The sequence below is a fragment of the Streptomyces cavernicola genome (assembly GCF_029968035.1).
Lineage (GTDB): Bacteria > Actinomycetota > Actinomycetes > Streptomycetales > Streptomycetaceae > Streptomyces > Streptomyces cavernicola.
In genome coordinates, this window is sequence record NZ_JASCIQ010000002.1 from 385,168 (window position 1) to 396,281 (window position 11,114).

Sequence of the window (11,114 nt, forward strand, 5' to 3'; positions counted from 1 at the left end):
GCGGCGGACAGATCGACCCCTATGGGTGCGTGCCGCGCCCAGCGGGGTCCGGCTAGCGGCGGTTGTAGAGCCGCATCGTGATCGGGCCGAACACCGCGACCAGGAGCGCCGACCAGCCCAGCGTCCAGAACAGTTCCGCGCCGGGCCACTGGCCCTGCATGAAGGAGCGGACGGACGAAGAGGCGTGTGTGACGGGGTTGTTGTCGACGAAGGCCTGCAGCCAGCCCGGCATCGTCGACGTCTCCACGAAGATGTCGCTGAGGAAGGTCAGCGGGAAGATCACCATCATCGAGACGCCCATCACCGACTTCTCGGTGCGCAGCAGCAGGCCGAACATCGTCCACACCCACGAGAACGCGAACGAGAAGACGATGAGCAGCGCGATGCCCGCCACCACGCCGACCGCCCCGCCCGCAGGGCGGAAGCCGAGGACCAGGCCGACGGCGAGGATGACGAGGGAGCCGAGGACGTAGCGCAGCATGTCGCCGAGGAGATAGCCGACCATCACCGAGGGACGCCAGATCGGCAGGGTCCTGAAGCGGTCGAAGACGCCTTTGTCGATGTCGGTGTTGACCGCGACACCGGTGTACATCGTGATCATCACGATCGACATGACGAGGATGCCGGGCAGCAGCCGCTGCAGATACTCCTGCGGCGAGCCCGCGAGCGCCCCGCCGAAGAGGTACGTGTACATCAGCACCATCATGATCGGGAAGGCGGTCACGTCGAAGAGCTGCTCGGGCACGTGCTTGATCTTCAGCATGGCCCGCCACCCGAAGGTGACCGACGCGGAGAGCGCGCCGGGGCGGGGCGGGCGCTCCCCGGCGACGAGGAGCGCGGCGAGCGACTCGGAGGAGACCGCGGCGAGTTCCTCCGGGGCCCCGCCGGCGCCGGGGGTGTTCGTCCGGGTCGCGGTGCTCATGCCAGTGCCTCTTTCTGCGTGTCTTCCTGTACGTCGGTACGGGGCGCCGGGCGGTCGGTGAGGGCCAGGAACACTTCGTCCAGGCTGGGTTGGCCGAGGGAGAAGGTGTCGACGGTGATCCCGGCACGGGCGAGCTCGGCGAGCGCGCGGGAGGCCTTCTCGGCGGCGGCGAGGCCGTTGCCGCCCCCGTTGCCGCTCTCGCCCCCGCTCGCGATGCGTGCGGTGAGCGCCAACGGGTCGGCTTCCAGGACCACTTGGGCGTCGAGGGCCGCCCTGAGGAGGCGTTCCGCCTCGGGCCGCTGCTCGGCGTCGCGCAGCCGCAGGTGCACCGCGCCCGCACCGACGGACGCCTTCAACTCGCCCTTGGTGCCCTCGGCGATCACCCGGCCCTGGTCGATCACGGCGATGCGGGCGGCCAACTGGTCGGCCTCGTCGAGGTATTGGGTGGTCAGCAGGACCGTGGTGCCCTGGGCGACCACCGCGCGCACGATGTCCCAGACCTGGTTGCGGCTGCGCGGGTCGAGGCCGGTCGTGGGCTCGTCGAGGAAGAGCAGGTCCGGGGTGTTGAGGATGGACGCGGCGATGTCGATTCGGCGCCGCATGCCGCCGGAGTAGTTCTTCACCTGCCGGGACGCCGCCTCGGACAGGCCGAAGGCCTCCAGGAGTTGTGCGGCGCGCCGGGCGGAGGCCCGCTTGGAGTGCCCGGTGAGCCGGCCGAGCAGCACCAGGTTCTCGGTGCCGGTCAGGTCCTCGTCGACGGAGGCGTACTGCCCGGTCAGGCTGACCCGGCCGCGGACGGCGTCGGCCTCGTGCACCACGTCGTGCCCGAACACGTGGGCCTCGCCGCCGTCCGGCCGCAGCAGCGTGGCGAGCATCTTCACGGTGGTGGTCTTGCCGGCGCCGTTCGGCCCGAGGACGCCGTAGACGGTGCCGGCCGGGACGGTCAGGTCCACGCCGTCGACCGCGCGGGTGTCCCCGAAGGTCTTCACCAGGCCCGCGGTCTCGATGGCCAGGCCGGTCGAACGGCCAGTCCGGTTGCTCATGATCCTCCGGTCCTTTCCTGGTCCCGTTGACGAGGTGGAGACCGCTGCCGCCGCGCAGACTCATCGCCCACAACTCGGTGAATACGCTCCGCAGTTGAGCGACTACGTACGGGAGTGGCGGATGACCGACGGTGACTGTCGGGCCGAGAAGCGGAATCGTCGCTTCTCGTGTTTCCTGGAGTCTGGGGAAGGGGGGTTCGAGGAGGCCGATCCATGCGTACGAGCAGGGCCTTGCGCACTTTTGCCGCCACCGCGTTCGCGAGCGGCGCCCTCGTCACGGCGAGCTTCGCTTCGGCGTCGCCGGCGAGCGCGGGCAACGACGGTTCCGTCTGGGGCGTCGTCGTCTCGCACCGCGACATCAACCTGCGGGCGGACCCCAACCCGGGTTCCCCGAAGGTCGGTTCACTGCCGCCGGGCGCCCGTGAGCGCATCGAGTGCGCCACGCTCGGCGACCATGTGAACGGCAACCCGTACTGGTACTGGCTGAGCAAGGCCGGCGGCTGGGCGAGCGGCGCGTACCTGAAATCGGAACGCCAGGCCCCGATGTGCGGCGACAACGGCCGCAACCACCACCAGAACCAGAACCAGAACCAGAACCGCGACGACTGGAGCCACCGGGACCAGAGCGGCCAGCACCAGGACCAGGGCCACGATCAGAACCGGGACCAGGGCCGCGACCAGCACGGCGACCAGTGGAACCGCAACTGAACGGAGGGGCCCTGCCCGAGTTGCCGGGCCCCCCGCCCGGGTGTGCTCTTGAAGTGCAGGGGAGTGACTGCGAGGACGAGAGGACGACCTCATGGCACACGCCGCACCGGCGCCCGTACGCGCCTACCGCCCCACCGGATCGACGACCTGGCTGACGCCGCTGCTCACCGTCGTCTACGGCCTGTGGGTCGCGGCCAACCACCGCGACGGCGGGCCGATCACCACGGCCAACGTTCTGTACGGCGTCGTCGCCGGACTCGTCTTCGGCGCCGTCTGGTTCGGCCTGCGGTCGATGTCCGCACGCCTGCCGCGCGAGCTGCGCGCCCTGGCCTGGGGCGCGTTCACCGGCATCGCCTTCGGCTTCCTCTACAGCCTGACCGACGCGAGCATCCTGCGGTCGATCGGCAACGCGGCCATCGTGGGCGCGGCCGTGACCGGCGGCATGTTCTACCGCTACTACACGACGGAGGACGCGACGGGCCACCACGACTGAGCGCGGCACGCCGACTCCCTTGCCGGGCAGGGGAGTCGGCGTCGGCCATGGTCAGCCGGCACCGTCACGCGTCGGCCGACGCGTTCCCCTCCCGCTTGCCGAACCGCCGCGCGGACCGGTCCACATGGGCGAGCCGGCGCAGCGCGCTGAGCACGGCCTCGCCCAGGACCGTGCCGATCACCACGTTCTCCACCAGGTCCTCGACGGCCACCCGGCGGTCCACGTAGTCGAGGTCGGCGCGGGCGACCTGCTCGGCGGCCTCGGCGTAGGTGTCGAGGAGTTCGGTGAAGGTGCCGTGGCCGAGCCGGTCGAGGGCGGCGAGCGCGTGCGCCAGGTCGGCGGCGGCCGGGTTGTCCGCGTGCACGCGCCAGCCGCGCCGCTCGATCAACTCCCTTACGGTGACCAGCGCTTCGGACAGCTCCTCGTCGTCCGTGTCGTGCTGCGGCCCGAGCCGGTCGGCCGCCGCGCCGAGCACCTTGTGCACGGGGCGGGCCGGATCGTCGACGGCCTGCAGCACCTCCGCGATGGCCGCCACCTTCAGGCCGCCCACGTCCAGGAGGGCGCGGATCAGCCGCAGCCGACGCTCGTGGGTCTCGTCGTAGCGCGCCTGGTTGGGGCTGCTGAGCTCGCCGGGAGGCAGGAGCCCCTCGCGTACGTAGTACTTGATCGTCGGCACCGGAACCCCGGTCCTGCGGCTCAACTCGCCGATGCGCAAGCCCTGTTCACCCCTCGATGTCGTCGGCAGCGGCCTCTTGCCATGCCCTCTCCCATCATAGATAGTGGCGCTATCGGATAGCGGATAGCGCCACTATCCGTATGGGGTGAAGTGCTCTGACTCGGGAGGGTTGGCCATGACGACGACAGCGACGACAGCGACGACAACAGGGCTGGAGACGAGAGCGGACCGGGAGGAGGCCGCAAGCCTCCGGTCATGGAAGCAGTGGAACCGTCCACTGCTCGCGTTCGTGGCGGCGATGGGCGCGACGGCCGTCGTCTCCGCCGCGGGCATGGTGTTCGACGACCGGGTCCTTGTCGGCTCGCCGATCTGGTTCAAGCCGTTCAAGTTCTCGGTCTCGCTCGCTGCGTACTCCCTGTCCCTCGCCTGGCTTCTCGCGCAGTTACCGGTCGGCGGCAGGGCGGCGCGGGTGGGCCGGCGGGCGGGTGCGGTCGTGGCCGCGTCGGGCCTCGTCGAGATGGTGATCATCGTGGGCCAGGTGGTGCGCGGCCGGCGCAGCCACTTCAACAACGCGACCCCCTTCGACGCGACACTGTTCGCCGTCATGGGGGTCACGATCATCGTGCTGTGGTCGGCGACGCTGCTCATCGCGGTACTGATGCTGCGCGCCCGCCTCGCGGATCGCGCCGCGGCGTGGGCGATGCGTGCCGGAGTCGTCCTCGCGCTCGCCGGCTCAGGCGTCGGATTCCTGATGACGCAGCCGACCCCGGGGCAGGTGCGCGGGGAGTCGGACGTGGTCGGGGCGCACAGTGTGGGCGTACCGGACGGCGGTCCTTCGATGCCGCTCACCGGCTGGTCGGCCGTCGGCGGCGACCTGCGCATCCCGCACTTCTTCGGCATGCACGCGCTGCAGCTGCTTCCGCTCCTGGTCATCGCGCTGCCGCTGCTCGCACGCCGGGTGCCCCGCCTGCGCAGCGAGCGCGTCCGCTCGCGCCTCGTCGTCCTGGCGTCGCTGACGTACGCGGCGTTCTTCGCCCTGCTCGTCCAACAGGCCCTGCGCGGCCAGGCTCTGCTCCGCCCGGACGCGACGACGCTGACGGAGGCGGGGCTGATCCTGGCGGCGACGGGGGCCGGGGCGTGGGGGATCCTGCGTACGGAGAAGAAGGGCATGGCGTCATGACCGCGCGGGACCCCGGCGGCCGAGCCGGTGGCGGGAAATTAACCTGGCCCCATGGCAACCCCCGAGCCCCGAGCCCCCGCTCCCGCCCTGGTGCGGGGCGGCCGGCTGTTGCGCGGCCAGGGCTCGACGCTCGCCGCCGTAGCTGCGGGCGGTGTGCTCGGGGCGGCCGCCCGCTACGGGGCGTCGCTGCTCTGGCCGACGCGGCCCGGCGCGTTCCCGTGGACGACGCTCGGCGTGAACGTCGTCGGGTGCGCCGCGATGGGCGTCCTCATGGTCGTGATCACGGAGGGCCGCCCACGGCACCGCCTGGTACGGCCGTTCCTCGGCACCGGGGTGCTCGGCGGCTTCACGACCTTCTCGACGTACGCCGTGGACATCGAGCGCCTCACCGGCCTGCGCGAGGCCCGCACCGCGCTCGGCTACCTGGCCCTGACGCTGCTCGGGGCGCTGGCGGCGGTGTGGCTGGCCGCGGCGACCGCCCGCCGCGCCCTGAACTGGAGGCGATGACGACGATGACGAGGCTCACCGGCACCGCGCTACGCGTGACGATCTTCATCGGGGAGAGCGACACCTGGCAGCGCAAGCCGCTCTACAGCGAGATCGTGCACCGCGCCCACCGGGCCGGCCTCGCGGGCGCCAGCGTGTTCAAGGGGATCGAGGGCTTCGGCGCCTCCTCCCTCGTCCACACCCAGCGGCTCCTTTCGCTCAGCGAGGACCTCCCGGTGGCGATCGTGATCGTCGACACCGAGGAGCGCGTCCGCGCCTTCCTGCCGGAGATCGACGAACTCGTCGGCGAGGGCCTCGTGATCCTCGACGACTGCGAGGTCATCCGGTACGTGGGCCGGGACCAGGGGTGAGGACGGCTTGAACTGGCTGTACGTCCTCTGCGGCGCGGCCGTCGGCGCCCCGCTGCGCTACCTCACGGACCGCGCCGTGCAGTCCCGGCACGACTCGGTGTTCCCGTGGGGCACGTTCACGGTGAACGTCGCCGGCTGCCTCGTCCTCGGCCTCCTCACCGGCGCGACGGTCGCCGGGGCGGTCGCCGGGGGCGCGTCCTCCCCGCCGTATCTGCTGCTCGGCACGGGCCTGTGCGGGGCGTTGAGCACGTACTCGACCTTCTCGTACGAGACCCTGCGCCTCGCGGAGTCCGGGGCCCGCCTGTTCGCCGGGCTCAACGCGATCGCCAGCGTCGTCGCGGGCCTCGGAGCGGCGTACGCGGGGGTGGCGCTGGCGGAGGCCTGATGGGGCTGAGGGCGCCGATGCCTGTCGGGCGACCCCGGGCTGCGACCCCGCCCGAGCCGTACCCTTGGGGCGAGCGCCCAGGGGTGGGGAGGAACCGACGTGGTGGAGTGGCGGTACGTCTCCCGTGAGGCCAGGGCGGTCCCGGAACCCTGGGCCGCGCCCCTCATCTGGACCGCGGCCTGGGCGGGCGCGTTCGGCCTGGTCCACGTACTCGACCTGCTCGGCGCCCTGGACAGCACGGGCGTCGCGCTCGCCTCGCTCTCCCTCCTCGCCGCGCTCCTCGGCGTACGCGGCAGCTTCGTGGCGGCGCCCGGCACGGCCGTCCTGTGCTGGGGCTTCCTGAACTTCTTCGGCGCCTACCCGACCGGCGAGATCTCCTGGGCCGGCCACCGCGACGTCGAGTGGATCGCCTGCCTCCTCGCGGCCGCGCTCATCGGCACCGCCACGGCCCGCATCGTCCACGCCCGCGCCGCGTACCGCCGCATCACCCCGTACGAGAGCTGACAACGAGACCTGACCGTTTCGGCCCTTTTCGCGTGCTAAACAACGCCTATGTCGCATCCGGGAACCCTCGTCCTGATCATGGTCGTCGCCGTGCTCGCGCCACTGCTCTCGTACGGGCTCGGGCGGTGGGTCCGGATTCCGCTGGTGATCTTCGAGATCGTCCTGGGCATCCTCATCGGCCCCGACGTGCTCGGCCTCGCGCACCACGACAAGGCCGTGGACATGCTGTCCGACCTCGGTCTCTCCATGCTGATCTTCCTCGCCGGGTACGAGATCGAGTTCGCGGCCGTACGCGGGGACACGCTGCGGCGGGCGGTGTGGGCGTGGCTCGTCTCGCTCGTCCTCGGGCTCGGCCTCGCCCTCGCGCTGACCGGCGCGGACCTGTCCAAGACGGTGGTCGTCGGCACCGCCCTCACCAGCACAGCCCTCGGCACGGTCCTGCCGATCCTGCGCGACAGCGGCGACCTCAAGGGCCGCTTCGGCACGGTGATGATGGCGTTCGGGGCGGTCGGCGAGTTCGGGCCGATCATCGCCATGGCGCTGCTCCTCAGCGGCCGCAGGCCGGGGGAGTCGGCCGCGGTCCTGCTCGCGTTCGCCGCGATCACCGCCGCCGCCGTGTTCTGGGCGCTGCGCCCGCGCCGCCCGTGGTTCGCCGAGGTCGTCGCCAACACCCTGCATTCCAGCGCCCAGTTCGCGATGCGCTTCGTGATGCTGCTGCTGGTCGCGATGCTCGCGCTCGCCCATGCCTTCGGCCTCGACACCCTGCTCGGCGCGTTCGCCGCGGGCATCCTCACCCGCCTCGTCATGCACGGCGCGGCCCCGGAGAGCAGCCCCGAGGTCCTCGGCAAGGTCGAGGCGATGGGCTTCGGCTTCTTCGTCCCCGTCTTCTTCGTCGTCACCGGCATCGAGTTCGACCTCGCCTCGCTCCTCGACGGCGGCCGCGCCCTCGCCCTGCTCCCCGTCTTCCTGCTGCTCTTCCTCCTCGTACGCGGCCTGCCCGCCTACGTACTGGCCCCACGTGACCTCACCCGGACCGACCGCCGCTCCCTCGGCCTGTACGCGGCGACCTGCCTGCCCCTCGTCGTCGCCATCACCACCATCGGCCGCGACACGGAGGTCATCGGCCAGGGCGAGGCGGCGGCCCTGGTCGGCGCGGCGATGATCTCGGTCCTCGTCCTCCCCCTCGCGGCCCTCCGCCTCCGCACCCGCACAGGCGCCGCCCAGCCTTCGAAGACCTTGCCCCAAGGGACGGAGACGTGGTGAGGCGGGTTTTCGGGCGGGCGTGACGTCGTGGTCCCGGCCGCCTGGCGACTGGTGCGACCTGGCGACTGGTGAGGCCTGGCGACTGGTGAGGCCTAGCGATTGAGGTCGAGCTCCTCGCCCACAGCCGAGGCGTACACGACCCCGGCGAGCCAGGCGTCCTTGTCGGGCCCCAGCGAGGGGACGACCAGCCGCCGACGCACCCATGCCTCGCGGCGGTCCGGCAGGTCGAGGACGCTCTCCGCCCAGACGCCGTCCTCGTCCTCCGAGAAGGTCAGCTCCCGAAGCGTGGCCCCGCGACCGGCGAGCTCGACGCTCAGCCCGTCGACGACCTCCGCCCGGAACTCCTGGAGGTACTCCTCGTACTCGGCGATCAGCGCCATTCCGCTCCCCGCTCCCCGCTCCCGGCTCTCGCTCCTAGCTCCGCTGCTGTTGCTGCCCCGGCTGTTCGGGACCGGACCGGTTCGGCAGCACCTTTCCCTCGATGACCTGCGAACCGCCGGGCGCCGCCCCGGTCTCGTCGGCCATATCGGCCCTGTCGGACTTTCCTTCAGCACCCTCGGCCTTCATCGCCTTGGCCTCCGCCTTGAGGATGCGGGCCGACTTGCCTGCGGAGCGGGCCAGTTCGGGGAGCCTCTTCGCGCCGAGGACGAGGATGACGACGATGAGGAGGATGGCGATCTCGCTTATGCCGAACATCGGGGTCCTGTCTCTGGAGTGGGTGGGGCGGAGCCGCCAGGGCTGCCAGGGCTGCCAGGGCTGCCAGGGCTGCCAGGGCCGTCCGAGGTGTCCGAGGCGTCAGAAGTGTCAGAGGTGGCTGGCGATCGACGGCATCAGGTCCTGGAACGTGCGTCCGGCCGCCGGCTCGCCGATGGCCTTCAACTCCCAGCCGCCGCCCGCCCGGTGGACCTTGGCCATGATCTGGGCGGTGTGGTCGCCGCCGCCGGTGAGGGTGTAGCGGGCGAGCTCCTGGCCGTTGGTCTCGTCGACGAGCCGGCAGAACGCGTTCTCGACCTGGGCGAAGGTCTGCCCGGTGAAGGAGTTCACGGTGAAGACGATCTGGTCGACATGGACCGGGACCCGCGCCAGGTCGACGAGGATCGCCTCGTCGTCGCCCCCGTCCCCGACCCCGCCCACCAGGTTGTCGCCGGTGTGGCGCACGGAGCCGTCGTCGCTGGTCAGGTGCTGGAAGAAGACGACATCGACCGGCTTGCCGTCGGCGAAGAGCACGGCCGAGGCGTCGAGGTCGATCTCCCCGCCCCCGGTGAGCTTCGCGAGGAAGCCCTTGCGCGGGGCGGACTTCCAGCCGAGCCCCATCCGTACGGCGGTCAGCGTGCTGCCGTCGGACTTGCTGAGGCTGATCTGCTGGCCCTTGCTGAGGTTCACGGACATGAGGGCGCTTCTCCTTGAGAGGGGACGGAGCGGGAGGGACAGGACGGGAGGGGCGTGACGGGAGGGACAGGACGGGAGGGGCCGGTGGAGGTCAACTGCCCGCGCGGATACGGCAGTACGCCTCAGACGTTGACGCCGAAGTCCTGCGCGATGCCCCGCAGCCCCGAGGCGTAGCCCTGCCCGACCGCGCGGAACTTCCACTCCGCGCCGTGGCGGTACAGCTCGCCGAAGACCATCGCGGTCTCCGTCGAGGCGTCCTCGGAGAGGTCGTACCGCGCGATCTCCTGGTTGTCCGCCTGGTTCACGACGCGGATGAACGCATTGCGCACCTGCCCGAAGGAATGGCCGCGGCTCTCGGCGTCGTGGATGGACACGGGCACGGCGATCTTGGCGACCTCCGGGGGCACGGAGGCCAGGTCGACCTTGATGACCTCGTCGTCGCCCTCGCCCTCACCGGTCAGGTTGTCCCCGGTGTGCTCGACCGAACCGTCCGGACTCTTCAGGTTGTTGAAGAACACGAAGTGCTGGTCGGACAGGACCCTGCCGGACTCGTCGCACAGCAGCGCCGAGGCGTCCAGGTCGTAGTCGACGCCGGTTGTGGTGCGCACGTCCCAGCCCAGGCCGACCAGTACGGCGGTCAGCCCCGGGGCTTCCTTGCTGAGGGACACATTGCCGCCCTTGGACAGGGAAACTCCCACTGTTCTCCTCCTCGTTGCGCTGCGGCACGGGCCCCGCAGAGGACCCTGGGGAGAGTGAATCTACAGCAGTGTAGAAGGTGAGCCCAGAGCCCCGCGTCCGGTTCGCTCCGACTTCCAGGGGAACGCCCCGAGTTGAGGTACGGGCCGTTACTACAGGCGTGTCGAACCGCACATCCAGGGGAGTTGTACGGGAGTTGGGCTCGGTGGCTATCGTGCCGGGGATGTCTCGCGCCGACGCCATACCCCCAAGTTCAGCAAGACGCAGGAGCACCGCTCCGGGTTCCCCTTGGGAGGACCTGTGAGTGAGACGCTGCACACAGCCAGCCGTGCGGGCGCGGGCGTACCCCTGCCCCCGGCCGAGACGGCGTACGCCCCCGCGCCGAACGCTGTGCCGACTCCTGCGCCGAACCCCGCCGAGTCCGGCCGGCCCGACCCGCAGGGCAGGCGCGGCAGACACGGCCGGCAGGACAAGCAGGGCAAGCGGGGTAAGCAAGGCGAACAGGCCAATCAGGCCAATCAGGTCAAACAGGCCGATCAAGGAGCGCAGGGTAAGCAGCGGGACGCGTTCTTCGACAACGCGAAGTACCTCGCGATCGTCCTGGTCGCGATGGGCCACGCCTGGGAGCCGCTGCGCGCCGACAGCCGTGCGGCCGCCGCGCTCTACATCGCGGTCTACACGTTCCACATGCCGGCGTTCATCATCATCTCCGGCTACTTCTCGCGCAGTTTCGACGCGAGCCCGAACCGCCTGAAGCGCCTGGTCACGGGCGTAGCGGTGCCGTACGTGATCTTCGAGGTCGTGTACTCGCTGTTCAAGCGCGTGGCCAACGACGACCCGACGCACCCGATCAGCCTGCTGGACCCCTGGTACCTGGTCTGGTTCCTCGGTGCGCTGTTCATCTGGCGGCTCACCACGCCCCTGTGGAAGCTGGTCCGCTGGCCGCTGCCGCTCGCGTTGGCGATCGCCGTACTGGCTTCGGTGTCTCCCGACATCGG

The 11,114-nt window shown here is 70.9% G+C and carries 16 protein-coding genes; 9 read left to right on the forward strand and 7 right to left on the reverse strand.

Going from position 1 to position 11,114, the window contains the following annotated elements; translation table 11 throughout:
- Nucleotides 1–52: 52 nt before the first annotated feature.
- Together QIS96_RS03515 and QIS96_RS03520 are read right to left on the reverse strand one after the other, a co-directional pair.
- Entirely contained in the window at nucleotides 53–922 is an 870-nt protein-coding gene (locus tag QIS96_RS03515; protein WP_282540820.1) for an ABC transporter permease, read from the reverse strand.
- A complete protein-coding gene (locus QIS96_RS03520; RefSeq protein WP_282540821.1) occupies nucleotides 919–1,965 on the reverse strand; it encodes an ATP-binding cassette domain-containing protein in 1,047 nt (348 codons plus the stop codon). Before QIS96_RS03520 ends, QIS96_RS03515 begins: the two co-directional genes overlap by 4 nt.
- A 213-nt stretch (nucleotides 1,966–2,178) precedes the next feature.
- On the opposite strand from QIS96_RS03520, the gene QIS96_RS03525 reads away from it, so the two are divergent.
- Both QIS96_RS03525 and QIS96_RS03530 read left to right on the forward strand, forming a co-directional pair.
- Nucleotides 2,179–2,673 (forward strand): SH3 domain-containing protein, encoded by a 495-nt coding sequence (locus QIS96_RS03525; protein WP_282540822.1) that lies wholly within the window; start codon nucleotides 2,179–2,181, stop codon nucleotides 2,671–2,673.
- 91 nt (nucleotides 2,674–2,764) lie between these two features.
- Nucleotides 2,765–3,166, forward strand: a complete 402-nt coding sequence (locus tag QIS96_RS03530; RefSeq protein ID WP_282540823.1) for a hypothetical protein — start codon at nucleotides 2,765–2,767, stop codon at nucleotides 3,164–3,166.
- A gap of 64 nt (nucleotides 3,167–3,230) precedes the next feature.
- On the opposite strand, the gene QIS96_RS03535 is transcribed toward QIS96_RS03530, so the two are convergent.
- Complete coding sequence (locus QIS96_RS03535; protein WP_282540824.1) at nucleotides 3,231–3,881, reverse strand: MerR family transcriptional regulator; 651 nt, start codon at nucleotides 3,879–3,881, stop codon at nucleotides 3,231–3,233.
- Nucleotides 3,882–4,140: 259 nt separating this feature from the next.
- On the opposite strand from QIS96_RS03535, the gene QIS96_RS03540 reads away from it, so the two are divergent.
- From QIS96_RS03540 to QIS96_RS03565, 6 genes are all read left to right on the forward strand, one after another.
- The gene (locus tag QIS96_RS03540; protein ID WP_282540864.1) at nucleotides 4,141–5,022 is read left to right on the forward strand and encodes a hypothetical protein; all 882 of its coding nucleotides are present in this window, start codon (nucleotides 4,141–4,143) and stop codon (nucleotides 5,020–5,022) included.
- Between the two features lie 51 nt (nucleotides 5,023–5,073).
- Nucleotides 5,074–5,529, forward strand: a complete 456-nt coding sequence (locus QIS96_RS03545; RefSeq protein WP_282540825.1) for a FluC/FEX family fluoride channel — start codon at nucleotides 5,074–5,076, stop codon at nucleotides 5,527–5,529.
- Nucleotides 5,530–5,534: 5 nt separating this feature from the next.
- Nucleotides 5,535–5,879 (forward strand): DUF190 domain-containing protein, encoded by a 345-nt coding sequence (locus tag QIS96_RS03550; protein ID WP_282540865.1) that lies wholly within the window; start codon nucleotides 5,535–5,537, stop codon nucleotides 5,877–5,879.
- Nucleotides 5,880–5,886: 7 nt separating this feature from the next.
- Entirely contained in the window at nucleotides 5,887–6,264 is a 378-nt protein-coding gene (locus QIS96_RS03555; RefSeq protein ID WP_282540826.1) for a fluoride efflux transporter FluC, read from the forward strand.
- A 99-nt stretch (nucleotides 6,265–6,363) separates the two neighbouring features.
- Complete coding sequence (locus QIS96_RS03560; RefSeq protein ID WP_282540827.1) at nucleotides 6,364–6,768, forward strand: hypothetical protein; 405 nt, start codon at nucleotides 6,364–6,366, stop codon at nucleotides 6,766–6,768.
- A gap of 48 nt (nucleotides 6,769–6,816) precedes the next feature.
- A complete protein-coding gene (locus QIS96_RS03565; RefSeq protein WP_282540828.1) occupies nucleotides 6,817–8,031 on the forward strand; it encodes a cation:proton antiporter in 1,215 nt (404 codons plus the stop codon).
- A gap of 92 nt (nucleotides 8,032–8,123) precedes the next feature.
- On the opposite strand, the gene QIS96_RS03570 is transcribed toward QIS96_RS03565, so the two are convergent.
- The 4 genes from QIS96_RS03570 to QIS96_RS03585 all read right to left on the reverse strand — a co-directional run bounded on the left by QIS96_RS03570 (nucleotide 8,124) and on the right by QIS96_RS03585 (nucleotide 10,118).
- Nucleotides 8,124–8,411: a hypothetical protein gene (locus QIS96_RS03570; protein WP_282540829.1), complete on the reverse strand. Its 288-nt coding sequence runs from the start codon at nucleotides 8,409–8,411 to the stop codon at nucleotides 8,124–8,126.
- A 34-nt stretch (nucleotides 8,412–8,445) separates the two neighbouring features.
- Nucleotides 8,446–8,727, reverse strand: coding sequence for a twin-arginine translocase TatA/TatE family subunit (locus QIS96_RS03575; RefSeq protein WP_282540830.1), 282 nt, complete (start codon nucleotides 8,725–8,727; stop codon nucleotides 8,446–8,448).
- A gap of 108 nt (nucleotides 8,728–8,835) precedes the next feature.
- Nucleotides 8,836–9,420 (reverse strand): TerD family protein, encoded by a 585-nt coding sequence (locus QIS96_RS03580; RefSeq protein ID WP_282540831.1) that lies wholly within the window; start codon nucleotides 9,418–9,420, stop codon nucleotides 8,836–8,838.
- Nucleotides 9,421–9,542: 122 nt separating this feature from the next.
- Nucleotides 9,543–10,118 carry a TerD family protein gene (locus QIS96_RS03585; RefSeq protein WP_282540832.1) on the reverse strand — a complete coding sequence of 192 codons (576 nt, stop codon included), beginning with the start codon at nucleotides 10,116–10,118 and terminating at the stop codon, nucleotides 9,543–9,545.
- Between the two features lie 298 nt (nucleotides 10,119–10,416).
- On the opposite strand from QIS96_RS03585, the gene QIS96_RS03590 reads away from it, so the two are divergent.
- Nucleotides 10,417–11,114 (forward strand): acyltransferase family protein (locus QIS96_RS03590; RefSeq protein ID WP_282540833.1); only part of this gene is annotated, 698 nt, incomplete at its 3' end.